Raw genomic sequence first — 12,794 nt, 5'->3', positions numbered from 1 at the left:
GGCAAGGATCAGATCTCTGGTCCCGTGGAGCAGTTGGTTAGCTCGCCACCCTGTCAAGGTGGAGGTCGCGGGTTCAAGTCCCGTCGGGATCGCAGTGCAACGTAAGGCCCGGAGCCGCAAGGTTCCGGGCCTTCGTCGTCATCGGGTGACGCGTGGTCAGCTCATACCTCATTCCAGGTCTAGACCACAAGATTACGAGACTGTGACAGTCGTCACTTTTCTTTTCCTGATACCGACCATCACGAGACCCCCTCCGAAGCCCCATAATTTAATATATAAAATTGCACTGTTATTCACTGAATTCCCCCCACCCCCACCGACCCCAATGGGAATGGTCGATTCCGAGGGCGTGCGGACATGCGGACGGACACGCAAAGGGGCCGCGCCTCCCGACCCGGCGGAGTCGGGGGACGCGGCCCCTTTGGAAAAGCCTCAGGAAGGCGCTCAGGCCTCCGTACGCTGCGCCGGAATCCCGGCCAGCAGGGCACGCACCTCCGCCTCGCGGTAGCGGCGGTGGCCGCCGAGGGTGCGGATCGACGTGAGCTTGCCGGCCTTGGCCCAGCGGGTCACGGTCTTGGGGTCCACACGGAACATGGTGGCTACCTCTGCCGGCGTCAGCAGAGGTTCAGCGTCAGGGGTACGAGCGGTCATGAGCGGCCTCCTCGGGAGAACCGAACCAGGGCGGTTCTATCCTTCAAATTCTGCACCTTGACCCGCGATGCCCGAAATGGCACACGCGGGCCGAGTCGGTTATAGGACGAACGGCTTGTCCTGATGTCTACAACTACACCATCCGTCCAGCCCCATCGACCAAACCGCCAAAATTGACCCCTCACGGGCTCAAGCGCGACGGATGGCCATGGACCATCCCATAACGGACAGTCACACAGCGATGACATCCGGTTACGGCACCCGAACTCGCTCCACCTGAGTGAACTTGGGCTGGTTGTCCCATTTTGGCACATAGGGGTGAGTTCGCGTCAACGGTGAGTAGTGTCACGTTCGGAGGCTATTGACCCGAACCGGGACCATGGTCCCGAACACCAGCCCGAAGGTATGTACCATCCTGCCGGGTGGCACCGACATTCGACCAGGGCCGCTCTCTGACCCCCGCTCAGCTGGCCTGACGCAGCGCGAGCACCTTCCGCCAGCGAGCGGTCAGCGTCTCGTACGCCGCCAGCGCGGCCTCCCCGTCACCGGAGCGCAGCGCGCCGAGGCCCGCGGTCAGCTCGGCCACCGAGTTCTCCTCGGCCAGTTGCGCGGGGCCCAGCAGGTGGACCAGGCCGCCGTAGTCCAACTCCACCAGCGAGCGCGGGTGGAACTCCTCCAGCCAGCGCCCCACCTGCTCCGCCCCCTCCACCAGCGGCCCGCGCGGCAGCCGCTCGCGCAGCACCCGGTAGCCGCGGGCCACCCGGCGGCGGGCCTGCACCATCGGGGTCAGGTAGAAGAGCGCCGGCGGGGTCGGCCGCTCGCCCTCGCCGGCCGGCACGTAGCGGCGGTCCTCCTCGCCGAACGGCAGGAACCAGCGCACCGGCACCTCCCACCGGCTGGTCAGGATCCACGGCCGGGCGTCCGGGTGGGCGGTCCGCCAGGCGGTCCGGTCGGCCTCCGCGGCGGCTCGTACCGCCGGCGGCAGCACGGTGTCGAGCAGATGCGCCGGAAGGGTGCGGTGCAGCTCCTCCAGCGCCTGCCAGCTGCGCAGCCGGGTGGTCCGCGGGCAGACGTGGACCACCCCGTCCAGGACCCGGACGAAGGCCCGCTCGCTCTCGTGCTCGGGCAGTGGGCGCGGGGTGCGGGCGGCCAGTTCGGCCAGCGCCTCGCGCTGCTCGGCCAGCGCGGCCCCGGCCACCGGCTGGTCGGCGCCCTCGGCGTCCGGGCCGCCCGCGGCGGCGTACGCCTGCCAGCGCGTCCGCGCGGCCGCCGGGAAGGCGGCCAGCGGCTCGTAGACCCGCAGATGGGCGGCGTAGGGGGGCAGCACCGAGGTTCGCACAGCGGTCACGTTCGGCATCGTCGCACGCACCACGGGTGTGCCGGGAGGGTACCGGCGCGGCTTTCCGGTCGTTATGTCTCAGGGACCGTCAGGGGGCAGCTCGGCGGACGGTCCCGGGGCTAGGCTTCGATCAGACGCCCGCACCACAGCCGCGGGCCACGCAAATTACTGGAGTCACCACCGTGACCGACGTACACACCACTTCTGCCACGCACCCCGCACCCGGCGTGCTCGGCAGGATCTTCGGCAGCGACGCCGGCGGCGCCCCGGGCGACGGCCACGAGCAGGTCGTGTTCTGCCACGACCGCGCGAGCGGCCTCAAGGCCATCGTCGCGATCCACTCCACCGCGCTGGGCCCGGCCCTCGGCGGCACCCGCTTCTTCCCGTACGCGACCGAGGAGGAGGCGCTGCAGGACGCGCTGAACCTCTCGCGCGGCATGAGCTACAAGAACGCCCTCGCCGGGCTGGACCTCGGCGGCGGCAAGGCCGTCATCATCGGCGACCCGAACAAGGACAAGAACGAGGCGATGCTCCGTGCGTACGGCCGCTTCGTGCAGTCGCTGCGCGGCCGCTACATCACCGCCTGCGACGTGGGCACCTACGTGCAGGACATGGACGTGGTGGCCCGGGAGACCGAGTTCGTGACCGGCCGCTCGCCCGAGCACGGCGGCGCCGGCGACTCCTCGATCCTCACCGCCTTCGGCGTCTTCCAGGGCATGCGCGCCTCCGCGCAGGCCCGCTGGGGCCAGCCCACCCTGCGCGGCAAGCGGGTCGGCGTGGCCGGCGTCGGCAAGGTCGGCCACTACCTGGTCGGCCACCTGGTCGCGGACGGCGCCACCGTGGTCGTCACGGACGTCTCCGAGGCGGCCGTCAACCGCGTCAAGGCCGCCCACCCCGAGGTGGAGGTGGCCGCGGACACCGCGGCCCTGCTGCAGGCCTCGCTGGACGTCTACGCCCCCTGTGCGCTGGGCGGCGCGCTGGACGACCACACCGTCGGCGCGCTGGGCGCGGCCGGCACCTCGATCGTCTGCGGCGCGGCCAACAACCAGCTGGCCCACGCCGGTGTGGAGAAGGACCTGGCCGACCGCGGCATCCTGTACGCGCCCGACTACCTGGTGAACTCGGGCGGCGTGATCCAGGTGGCCGACGAGATCGACGGCTTCAACTTCGAGCGCGCCAAGAACAAGGCGACCCGGATCTTCGACACCACCCTGGAGATCTTCACCCGGGCCGCCAGCGACGGCGTGCCGCCGGCCGTGGCCGCCGACCGCCTCGCCGAGAAGCGGATGCGGGAGATCAGCGCGCTGCGCTCGATCCTGCTGCCGGGCGCCCGCCGGGCCTGACCGTGAGCGAGGGGGCGGACACCCTCCGCCCCCTCGCATCACGATGTGGAACCGGATTCTCAGTTCGTCGCCCGATCGGGCGATGCCAGGGCCTCCTTCGGGGGATAATCACTGCGGGAACGACGGGCCCGGCGATGCTCCGGGCAGCCTGCGAAAGCCCGGAAAACCTGCCCTGACCAGCGAAGACCTGGTTCGGTGAGGCGAAGGTGCGCGCCACGTCACACGCGCGACGTACCGTCCGGCGGCGGAAACAGGTACCGTTAATGCTCCAAGGGACGGTTCTCCCACTGAGGGCGGCCGGACCTGATCATCGAATGTGTCAGACTCGGGGCTGCGAGCCCCACCGTTGAGGGGGTCGACCCATGGGGCGCGGCCGGGCCAAGGCCAAGCAGACGAAGGTCGCCCGCCAGCTGAAGTACAACAGCGGCGGCTTCGACGCTAACCGTCTGTCGAATGAGCTGGGCGTATCTCCGTCCACCGCGATCGAGCCGGAGCCGATCGAGGACGAGGACGAGGACGACCCCTACGCGGCGTACGCGGATCTCTACGACGACGAGGACGACGACGAGGACGCGGACAGCGGCCCGTCGCGCCGTCGGGCGTAACAACAGCTGGACCCGGGACCGGTCCCGCGCTCACCGAGCGCCGGACCGGTCTTCGGCGTGCCCGCGGCCGGGAGCCGGACGGCCCCGGTAGCACGAAGGGCCCCGCCGGAGCGGGGCCCTTCGCGGTGGTCGTCTCAGAGCTGGAAGCCCTCGTACGCGTTGTAGAGCGCGGCACCGTCGGTGTGCTCGTCGGTGCGGTCGACGATGTCGCCGAGCAGCCAGGCCTCGACGCCGCGGTCCTCCAGGATGGAGAGCACCACGTCGACCGAGGACGGCGGGACGACGGCGACCATGCCGACGCCCATGTTCAGGGTCTTCTCGATCTCCAGGGCCTTCATCCGGCCGACCTCGGCGACGGTCTGGAAGACCGGCATCGGGGTCCAGGTACCGCGGTCCAGGCGGGCGTGCAGGCCGGCCGGGATGACCCGGGCCAGGTTGGCCGCCAGGCCGCCGCCGGTGACGTGCGAGAAGGCGTGGATCTCGGTGGCCCGGGTGAGCGCCAGGCAGTCCAGGCTGTAGATCCGGGTCGGCTCGAGGAGCTCCTCGCCGAGGGTGCGGCCGAACTCCTCGACCCGGCGGTCCAGCGACCAGCCGGCCTGGTTCAGCAGCACGTGGCGGACCAGCGAGTAGCCGTTGGAGTGCAGGCCGGAGGCGGCCATCGCGATCACCACGTCGCCGGCCCGGACGCGGTCGGCGCCGAGCAGCGCGTCCGCCTCCACCACACCGGTGCCGGCGCCCGCGACGTCGTACTCGTCCGGGCCGAGCAGGCCCGGGTGCTCCGCGGTCTCGCCGCCGACCAGCGCGCAGCCGGCCAGGGTGCAGCCCTCGGCGATGCCCTTGACGATCGCGGCGACCCGCTCCGGGACGACCTTGCCGACGCAGATGTAGTCGGTCATGAACAGCGGCTCGGCGCCGCAGACCACCAGGTCGTCGACGACCATGCCGACCAGGTCGTGGCCGATGGTGTCGTGCTTGTCCATCGCCTGGGCGATGGCCACCTTGGTGCCCACGCCGTCGGTGGCGGTGGCCAGCAGCGGACGCTCGTAGCGCTTGAAGGCGGAGGCGTCGAAGAGCCCGGCGAAGCCGCCGAGGCCGCCGACCACCTCGGGCCGGTCCGCCTTCTTCACCCACTGCTTCATGAGCTCGACGGCCCGGTCGCCGGCCTCGATGTCGACACCCGCGGCGGCGTAGGTCGCCCCGTTCTCGTTGCTGGTCACCTTACGTGGCCCTTTCAGAAATGGGTCGGAGCAGACAGGGGCGCGAGGAACCGCGCGACCGGCCCACCCTGACGGTGGGCATGTGGTCGGTCGCGCAGTTCCTCGCGCCCCCAACGTGTTGCATGGTTACGGCCGGCGGAGTGCATCCGCCGCGCCCGCGCCGCCGAACAGGGACTGGACGCCGTCCAGGTCGCTGGTCGGCTTGCCGCCGCGGACGGCGGGCTTGGCCTGGCTGCCCGCGATCTCGGCCTCCAGCAGCAGCTTGCCGAGCAGCGCCGGGTCCGGCAGCTCCATCGGGTACTCGCCGTCGAAGCAGGCCCGGCAGAGCCGGTCCTTGGGCTGCGCGGTGGCCTCGATCATGCCGTCGAGCGAGATGTACGCGAGCGAGTCGGCCCCGAGGGTGCGGCCGATCTCCTCGATGGTCATGCCGTTGGCGATCAGCTCCGCGCGGGTGGCGAAGTCGATGCCGAAGAAGCAGGGCCACTTGACCGGCGGGGAGGAGATCCGGATGTGGACCTCGGCGGCGCCGGCCTCGCGGAGCATCTTCACCAGCGCCCGCTGGGTGTTGCCGCGGACGATCGAGTCGTCCACGACCACCAGCCGCTTGCCGGCGATGACCTCCTTCAGCGGGTTCAGCTTGAGCCGGATGCCGAGCTGGCGGATGGTCTGGCTGGGCTGGATGAAGGTGCGGCCGACGTAGGCGTTCTTCACCAGGCCGGAGCCGTACGGGATGCCGCTGGCCTCGGCGTAGCCGATGGCGGCCGGGGTGCCGGACTCCGGAGTCGCTATCACCAGGTCGGCCTCGACCGGGGCCTCCTTGGCGAGCCGGCGGCCCATCTCCACCCGGGAGAGGTGCACGTTCCGGCCGGCGATGGTGGTGTCCGGGCGCGCCAGGTAGACGTACTCGAAGACGCAGCCCTTGGGCTTGGCCTCGGCGAAGCGCGAGGTGCGCAGGCCGTTCTCGTCGATGGCGATGAGCTCGCCGGGCTCGACCTCGCGGATGAAGGAGGCGCCGCAGATGTCGAGCGCCGCCGTCTCGGAGGCGACCACCCAGCCGCGCTCGAGCCGGCCCAGCACCAGCGGGCGGATGCCCTGCGGGTCGCGGGCCGCGTAGAGGGTGTGCTCGTCCATGAAGACGAGCGAGAAGGCGCCGCGGACCCTCGGCAGGATCTGCCGGGCGGTCTCCTCGATGGACAGGTCCGGGTGGCCGGCCAGCAGGGCGGTCACCAGGTCGGTGTCGTTGGTCGCTGCCGAGCGGCCGGAGCGGGAGACGTGCTCCTCGCCGGGCAGCTCGGCGACCATCGCCGCCAGTTCGGCGGTGTTGACCAGGTTTCCGTTGTGGCCGAGGGCCAGCGAACCGTGTGCGGTCGCCCGGAAGGTCGGTTGGGCGTTCTCCCAGACCGACGAGCCTGTCGTCGAATAGCGGGCATGTCCGACGGCGATATGCCCGTGCAACGACCCCAGGGAGGTCTCGTCGAAGACCTGGGACACGAGGCCCATGTCCTTGAAGACGAGAATCTGGGAGCCGTTGCTCACTGCGATGCCCGCGGATTCCTGTCCGCGGTGCTGCAGGGCATAGAGGCCGAAGTACGTGAGCTTGGCGACCTCCTCGCCGGGAGCCCAGACACCGAAGACGCCGCAAGCGTCCTGGGGGCCCTTCTCGCCGGGAAGGAGATCGTGGTTGAGTCGTCCGTCACCACGTGGCACGTCTTCGAGTCTAGGGCAGGTCGCCGGGCCGTCCCGAAAGGGCGGCCGACGGACGCGCGTAGACCCAGCCCCTTACCGCACTTTCGTCCAACTCGCCACCCACTTCACGCCCTTGTCGCAGGCGCTTCGCACAGTGGACGGGCACCGGAAACGTGAGCCTGCTCACCCGGACGGCAGCAGCAGCGCCCAGGACCCGGCGTGCACCGTCCAGGTCCGCTGGCGGACCGGCCCGAGCGGCACGCCGTCCGCTTCGTACCCGAAGGCCCGGCCGGTGACCGAGAGGGTGGCGACCCGGTGCAGCTGGTGCCGGCCGTCGAGCCGCAGCGACAGCTCCATCACCCCGTCGGCCATCCCCACCCGCAGGCGGCCCACCTCCTGGTGGATGTCGGCCAGCAGCCGGCCGTCGGCCTCGATCCGCAGTTCCTCCACCGCGGGACCCTTCGCCTGCTCGGCCGCAGCCAATTTCGCCCATAGCGAACGCCAGCCACCCGGACGGCCCAGCCGGGGTCCGGTGAAGCGGACCTCGCCGAGCACCACCCCGCCGCCGTCGTCCACCAGCAGGTCGAGCTTGCGCGGGGCGCCGCCGAGCACCGCGCGGGCCGCCGCCACCGGCTCGGCCGGCACCCCCAGCGCGCGCACCGAACCGGTGGCCGCGGGCCGCCCGACCGGGACCACCCCGACCGGGTCCGCGCCCAACTCGCGCTGGCGGTGCAACGCCTGGAGCACCCGCTGAACGGCCTGATCGGATCCGATCACCACCGGTCGGCGCCGCCCACGATGGGACAGCACCCGGTCGAGTTCGGACGGCGACTCGGGCAGCGCCACCTTGCAGTCCGCGCCGCCGCACAGCACGTCCTTGGCGATCCGCATCGACTCGCCGTCGGCCTGCTTCGCCACCGGGTCGAGGAGGACCAGCAGCGGCCCGGGGGCGTCGGGGTCCAGGGGGTGGGATGCGGGCGTGGACAGCGACGACACGACCGGTCCTTCCTCAGGTAATCTCTCGGTGCAAGAGCCCCTTGCGCTATTGCGCCAGGGGCTTCGTCTATCTCGGGTCAGACTGCGGCCTACGCAGGATGCCCCAACCGGAAGGGGTGTACGCCTGTGCCGGCACTCGTGCTCGTTGGTGCTCAGTGGGGAGACGAGGGCAAGGGGAAGGCCACCGACCTCCTCGGCGGCTCCGTCGACTACGTCGTCCGCTACCAGGGCGGCAACAACGCCGGTCACACGGTGGTCATCGGCGACCAGAAGTATGCCCTGCACCTGCTCCCTTCCGGAATCCTCAGCCCCAATGTCGTTCCGGTCATCGGCAACGGCGTGGTCATCGACCCGGGTGTGCTGCTCTCCGAGCTGAGCGGGCTGAACGAGCGCGGCATCGACACCTCGAAGCTGCTGGTCTCGGGCAACGCCCACCTGATCACCCCGTACCACCGCACGCTGGACAAGGTCACCGAGCGCTTCCTCGGCAAGCGCCGGATCGGCACCACCGGCCGCGGCATCGGCCCGACCTACGCGGACAAGATCAACCGCGTGGGCATCCGGGTGCAGGACCTGTTCGACGAATCGATCCTCCGCCAGAAGATCGAGGCGGCGCTGCACGACAAGAACCAGATCCTGGTCAAGCTCTACAACCGCCGCGCCATCCCGGCCGAGCTGGTGCTCGAGGAGTACCTCGGCTACGCCGACAAGATCAAGCCCTTCCTGGCCGACACCACCCTGGTGCTGGACGAGGCGCTGAAGGCGAACAAGGTCGTCCTGCTGGAGGGCGGCCAGGGCACCCTGCTGGACGTGGACCACGGCACGTACCCCTTCGTGACCTCGTCCAACCCGACCTCCGGCGGCGCCTGCACCGGCTCCGGCATCGGCCCGACCAAGATCGACCGGGTCATCGGCATCCTGAAGGCGTACACCACCCGCGTCGGCTCGGGCCCGTTCCCGACCGAGCTGCTGGACGCCGACGGCGACGCGCTGCGCCGGATCGGCGGCGAGCGCGGTGTGACCACCGGCCGTGACCGCCGCTGCGGCTGGTTCGACGCGGTGATCGCCCGCTACGCGACCCGGGTGAACGGCCTGACCGACTTCTTCCTCACCAAGCTGGACGTGCTGACCGGCTGGGAGCAGATCCCGGTCTGCGTGGCGTACGAGATCGACGGCCGCCGGGTCGAGGAGCTCCCGTACAACCAGTCGGACTTCCACCACGCGAAGCCGGTCTACGAGACCCTCCCCGGCTGGAGCGAGGACATCTCCAAGGCCAAGACCTTCGCCGACCTGCCGAAGAACGCGCAGGCCTACGTGAAGGCGCTGGAGGAGATGTCGGGCGCCCCGATCTCGGCGATCGGCGTCGGCCCCGGCCGCGACGAGACCATCCAGATCAACTCCTTCCTGTAGGAGCCTGCAGGAGTCCGGTCACGACCGAGCCCCACTTTGCACTAGTGCAGATATACATTGCGCCTAGTGCAAAGTGGGGCTACGTTGGCGTGCCATGACCGCGAAACTGCCTGCCCCGATCACCCTGACCGGCCGCCACGTCCGGCTGGAGCCGCTCACCCGCGCCCACACCCGCGACCTGTTCACGGCCGGCGGCGGCGACGAGGAGGTGTGGCGCTGGGTGCCGGTCCCGGTGCCGCGCACACCGGAGGAGATGGCGGACACCGTCGACGCGCGGCTCGCCGACCGGGAGTGCACGCCGTTCGCGGTGGTCGACCTCGGCTCGGGCCGGGCCATCGGCGTGACCTGCTACTTCGACGCCGACGCGGCGGAGGAGCAGGTGGAGATCGGCGGCACCTGGTACGCCCGCTCGGCCTGGCGCAGCGCCGTCAACACCGAGTCCAAGCTGCTGCTGCTCACCCACGCCTTCGAGGACCTCGGCATGGGCCGGATCTACTGGAAGACGGACCACCTCAACGAACGCTCGCAGAACGCGATCCGGCGGCTCGGCGCCACCTACGAGGGCACCTTCCGCCGGTCCAAGCAGCGGCCCGACGGCAGCTGGCGGGACAGTGTGTACTTCTCGATGCTGGGCGAGGAGTGGCCCGCGGCCAAGGCCCGGCTGACCGAGCGCCTGGCGGCGGGCTGAGCGACTCGCGGGCCGGGCGACCCGCGAGCCGGTCAGTAGATGGCGGCGGAGACGATCGCGGCGACCGCCAGGTTGGTGCTGGCGGTGACCCAGACCGCGGGGTGCGGTTCCGGGTCCACCAGCACCGCACCCAGCTTGCCCGGCGTGAAGACGTCGATCGCCCAGAACGCGAGGGCCAGCAGCACCAGGCCGAACAGCCCGAACACCGCGGCCGCCGCCAGGCCCTTGGCGAACTCCTGGTAGGTGGAGATGATCGCGGTGAACACGATGCCGCCGATCGCCACCAGCGCGGAGCACAGCACCACGGCGGCGTTCCGGTTGCGCTCCACCCAGATCTGGTGGCCGAGCTTCCCCGGGGTCAGCACGTCGACCAGGCCGACCCCGAGCAGCAGCAGCACCAGACCGACCGCCCCGTATCCGGCGGCCTCTCCGAGCTGGTGGACGATGTCACGCATTTCCGGCCCCTCCGTCGCTCTCAGGACCGACGGAGGATAGCGCACCACCGCACCCGGGGCACCGGTCAGTCGTTGTGCTCGACCAGGCGGTCCAGGCAGACCGCGACGGCCAGCATCAGCGGGACGTCGGCACCCTCCTCGATCTCCACGCCGTAGGTGTCGCGGATCCGGAACCACTTGCGGGAGACCTCGGCGACCCGGCGGCCGTCCGACTCGATCTTGTACTCCTTGTCGATCAGGTCGCCGTGCACCTCGAGCTCGCCGCCGGCCTCCAGCTCCACGTGGTACTTGTCGTGGAAGGGGGTGAAGAGCTTCTTGCGGACGGTGGCCACCACGTCCCCGTCGGCGTTCTCGATCTTCATCGCGTCGCGGACGGTCAGCACCTTCTCCTTGATGACCGCGACGACCTCGTCGTTGACGTCCTTCAGCTCGAAGGTGTCACGCAGCCGCAGCACCTTGCCGTCGACCAGGAACGCCTTCTCGCCGTCACCGTCCTCGATCCAGTAGTCGTCGCCGACCGCGAACAGCTTCTCCTTGACCACGTACTTCACGGGTGCTCTCCTCCGTCAGTTGCCGTCCTGCCGGCGCCCATCGTGCCACCCGGCCGCCGCCGCCCGGGCATCACCGGCCCCCGTGTTCTGCGGCCGCTCCGGCCGCCTCCCCGGCGGCCTCGGCGCCGCCGCGCCGCGGCCGGAGCGCGGGTGCCGGGCGGATGTGCCCATTCACCGAACAGCGGAAGCGATGTGAGATAGCGTCAGAACCCATTCGCAGAGGAAGCATCGCCGTGTCCGGGCGGCACCCGGGAGGACTGTTGGCCACGCAGGTCGGCCTCGGGGACCGCGTCCCCTTCCTGGCTCGCCTGGACGAGCCGGCCCGCCACGAGCTGCGCTCCCTCGGACTGCCGCAGTCGGTCGGCGCCGACACCGTGGTGCTGCACGAGGGCGAGCCGTCGACCCACGTCCTGCTGGTCCTGGACGGCTGGCTGCGGGTGACCGCCTCCTCCGCCAACGGCCACGAGGGCCTGCTCGCGCTGCGCGGCCCGGGCGACGTGGTCGGCGAACTGGCCGCGATCGACGGCCAGACCCGCTCGGCCCGGGTGTCGACCATGAGCTCCGCCCGGCTGCTGGCCGTCCGGTCCGCCGACTTCCGGGCCTTCCTGGAACGGACCCCCGGGGCGGCGCTCGCCCTGGTCGCCGTCCTCGCCGACCGCCTGCGGATCGCCGACCGCAAGCGACTGGAGGCGGCCGCCCACACCGTCCCCGAACGGCTGGCCCGCCTGCTGCTCGACCTGGTCGAACAGCACGGGACCGAACAGACCGACGGGATCGCCATCGCCATCGGCCTCTCCCAGCGCGAACTCGCCGGCTCCGTCGGCGCCTCCCGCGAGGCCGTCGCCCGGGTCCTGAAGGAGTTGCGGGACCGCGGCGTGGTCACCACCGACCGCCGCCGGGTGGTGGTCCGGCGCCCCGAGGTGCTGCGCCGGATCGCGGGCTCCGTGCACTCGGTCACAGACGCTCCGCGTCCCGCGTCACCGCGCGGCGGCGCCGAGCGCAGGAGCATGGGCGACGCGACCGGAGCGAGGAACGGGGGGCTTCGCTCCGGGCGCCCCGCAAAGCCGCCCGCCCCGACCGATCCCCCCGCCCTGCCCGATCAGACCGCCCTGCCCGATCCGACCGATCCGACCGGCCTGGAGTAGACGCCGTGAGTGACCCGCTCCACCAGACCATCCTGCTGACCGACATCGAGGGATCCGGGCTCCGCGACGATCTGGAGAAACCCGTCATCCGGCGCACCATGTACGAGGTCGTCCACGCCGCCCTGCGCGCCGCCGGGGCCGAGCGCACCCAGTACCGCACCGCCGACCGCGGCGACGGCGTCATGCTGCTGATCGACCCCGCGGTGCCCCGGCCCCGGCTGCTGCGGGCCGTCCTGCGCGACCTGGCCGACGACCTGACGTCCCGCAACCGGCTGGCCGGCCCCGGCACCCGGGTGCGGCTGCGGGTCGTCCTGCACGGCGGCGAGGTGAGCCGCGACCCCGAGGGCGAGAGCGGCGCCGACCTGGACGCCGCCTTCCGGATGCTGGATGCCGAACCGCTGCGCGCCGCCCTCCGCGCGAGCGACGGGCCGGTCGTGGTCGGCGTCTCCGACTTCGTCCACCGGGGGACGGTGCGGCACGGCTACCCGGGCATCCCGCCGGAGTCCTTCCGGCGCACCGAGTTCACGGCGAAGGAGGGCGTCCTGCCGCTCTGGGTGAACGGCCCGGCCGGCCCCGGCCCGGCCGCCCCCGCCGCCGCCGGGGCGCCGCAGGCCACCGCGCCCACCGGCGGGGTCGTCTTCCACACCGGTGTGGTGCTCGGCGACCAGATCGCCGGGAACAAGTACGTGCAGGGGACGGTCTGACCGC

Annotated in this window: 13 protein-coding genes and 1 tRNA gene; 7 read left to right on the top strand and 7 right to left on the bottom strand. The window is 71.2% G+C overall.

What is annotated here, in order from left to right; translation table 11 throughout:
- Positions 1 to 18 precede the first annotated feature (18 nt).
- A tRNA-Asp gene (locus FHR36_RS32560) sits at positions 19 to 92 on the top strand.
- Between the two features lie 352 nt (positions 93 to 444).
- On the opposite strand, the gene bldC is transcribed toward FHR36_RS32560, so the two are convergent.
- Positions 445 to 651, bottom strand: a complete 207-nt coding sequence (gene bldC, locus FHR36_RS32555; protein WP_014137253.1) for a developmental transcriptional regulator BldC — start codon at positions 649 to 651, stop codon at positions 445 to 447.
- A 463-nt stretch (positions 652 to 1,114) separates the two neighbouring features.
- A complete protein-coding gene (locus tag FHR36_RS32550; protein WP_253803104.1) occupies positions 1,115 to 2,008 on the bottom strand; it encodes a DUF8083 family protein in 894 nt (297 codons plus the stop codon).
- Positions 2,009 to 2,172: 164 nt separating this feature from the next.
- Here FHR36_RS32550 and FHR36_RS32545 point away from each other — a divergent pair, with 164 nt between their 5' ends.
- Together FHR36_RS32545 and FHR36_RS32540 are read left to right on the top strand one after the other, a co-directional pair.
- Positions 2,173 to 3,333, top strand: coding sequence for a Glu/Leu/Phe/Val dehydrogenase dimerization domain-containing protein (locus FHR36_RS32545; protein ID WP_380230662.1), 1,161 nt, complete (start codon positions 2,173 to 2,175; stop codon positions 3,331 to 3,333).
- A 362-nt stretch (positions 3,334 to 3,695) separates the two neighbouring features.
- Positions 3,696 to 3,938 carry a DUF3073 domain-containing protein gene (locus FHR36_RS32540; RefSeq protein ID WP_253803102.1) on the top strand — a complete coding sequence of 81 codons (243 nt, stop codon included), beginning with the start codon at positions 3,696 to 3,698 and terminating at the stop codon, positions 3,936 to 3,938.
- 134 nt (positions 3,939 to 4,072) lie between these two features.
- On the opposite strand, the gene purM is transcribed toward FHR36_RS32540, so the two are convergent.
- From purM to FHR36_RS32525, 3 genes are all read right to left on the bottom strand, one after another.
- Positions 4,073 to 5,155 carry a phosphoribosylformylglycinamidine cyclo-ligase gene (purM, locus tag FHR36_RS32535; protein WP_253803099.1) on the bottom strand — a complete coding sequence of 361 codons (1,083 nt, stop codon included), beginning with the start codon at positions 5,153 to 5,155 and terminating at the stop codon, positions 4,073 to 4,075.
- 126 nt (positions 5,156 to 5,281) lie between these two features.
- Positions 5,282 to 6,862: an amidophosphoribosyltransferase gene (gene purF, locus FHR36_RS32530; RefSeq protein WP_253803096.1), complete on the bottom strand. Its 1,581-nt coding sequence runs from the start codon at positions 6,860 to 6,862 to the stop codon at positions 5,282 to 5,284.
- Between the two features lie 162 nt (positions 6,863 to 7,024).
- Positions 7,025 to 7,837 (bottom strand): acylglycerol kinase family protein, encoded by an 813-nt coding sequence (locus FHR36_RS32525; RefSeq protein ID WP_253803094.1) that lies wholly within the window; start codon positions 7,835 to 7,837, stop codon positions 7,025 to 7,027.
- Positions 7,838 to 7,963: 126 nt separating this feature from the next.
- Here FHR36_RS32525 and FHR36_RS32520 point away from each other — a divergent pair, with 126 nt between their 5' ends.
- Together FHR36_RS32520 and FHR36_RS32515 are read left to right on the top strand one after the other, a co-directional pair.
- On the top strand, positions 7,964 to 9,247 hold the full coding sequence (locus FHR36_RS32520; protein ID WP_253803091.1) for an adenylosuccinate synthase: 1,284 nt from the start codon (positions 7,964 to 7,966) through the stop codon (positions 9,245 to 9,247).
- Between the two features lie 94 nt (positions 9,248 to 9,341).
- Entirely contained in the window at positions 9,342 to 9,935 is a 594-nt protein-coding gene (locus FHR36_RS32515; RefSeq protein WP_253803088.1) for a GNAT family N-acetyltransferase, read from the top strand.
- A 32-nt stretch (positions 9,936 to 9,967) separates the two neighbouring features.
- Here the strand turns inward: FHR36_RS32515 and FHR36_RS32510 are convergent, their stop codons facing one another.
- Together FHR36_RS32510 and FHR36_RS32505 are read right to left on the bottom strand one after the other, a co-directional pair.
- Positions 9,968 to 10,390, bottom strand: a complete 423-nt coding sequence (locus tag FHR36_RS32510; RefSeq protein WP_253803086.1) for a DUF350 domain-containing protein — start codon at positions 10,388 to 10,390, stop codon at positions 9,968 to 9,970.
- Between the two features lie 65 nt (positions 10,391 to 10,455).
- Positions 10,456 to 10,941 (bottom strand): LURP-one-related/scramblase family protein, encoded by a 486-nt coding sequence (locus FHR36_RS32505; RefSeq protein WP_253803084.1) that lies wholly within the window; start codon positions 10,939 to 10,941, stop codon positions 10,456 to 10,458.
- A gap of 260 nt (positions 10,942 to 11,201) precedes the next feature.
- Here FHR36_RS32505 and FHR36_RS32500 point away from each other — a divergent pair, with 260 nt between their 5' ends.
- Entirely contained in the window at positions 11,202 to 12,086 is an 885-nt protein-coding gene (locus FHR36_RS32500) for a Crp/Fnr family transcriptional regulator (RefSeq protein WP_308199699.1), read from the top strand.
- Positions 12,087 to 12,091: 5 nt separating this feature from the next.
- Entirely contained in the window at positions 12,092 to 12,790 is a 699-nt protein-coding gene (locus FHR36_RS32495) for a hypothetical protein (RefSeq protein WP_253803082.1), read from the top strand.
- Positions 12,791 to 12,794 lie beyond the last annotated feature (4 nt).

The organism is Kitasatospora cinereorecta (assembly GCF_024172095.1).
Taxonomy (GTDB): domain Bacteria; phylum Actinomycetota; class Actinomycetes; order Streptomycetales; family Streptomycetaceae; genus Kitasatospora; species Kitasatospora cinereorecta.
The sequence above is the reverse complement of the archived record's forward strand: the minus strand, read 5'-3'. Positions and strand labels throughout refer to the sequence as shown.

Excerpts from the sequence above, each read along its gene's own strand:
- FHR36_RS32550 (WP_253803104.1), bottom strand. The coding sequence starts at position 2,008 with ATGCCGAACGTGACCGCTGTGCGAACCTCGGTGCTGCCCCCCTACGCC.
- bldC (WP_014137253.1), bottom strand. The coding sequence starts at position 651 with ATGACCGCTCGTACCCCTGACGCTGAACCTCTGCTGACGCCGGCAGAG.
- FHR36_RS32510 (WP_253803086.1), bottom strand. The coding sequence starts at position 10,390 with ATGCGTGACATCGTCCACCAGCTCGGAGAGGCCGCCGGATACGGGGCG.
- FHR36_RS32540 (WP_253803102.1), top strand. The coding sequence starts at position 3,696 with ATGGGGCGCGGCCGGGCCAAGGCCAAGCAGACGAAGGTCGCCCGCCAG.
- FHR36_RS32515 (WP_253803088.1), top strand. The coding sequence starts at position 9,342 with ATGACCGCGAAACTGCCTGCCCCGATCACCCTGACCGGCCGCCACGTC.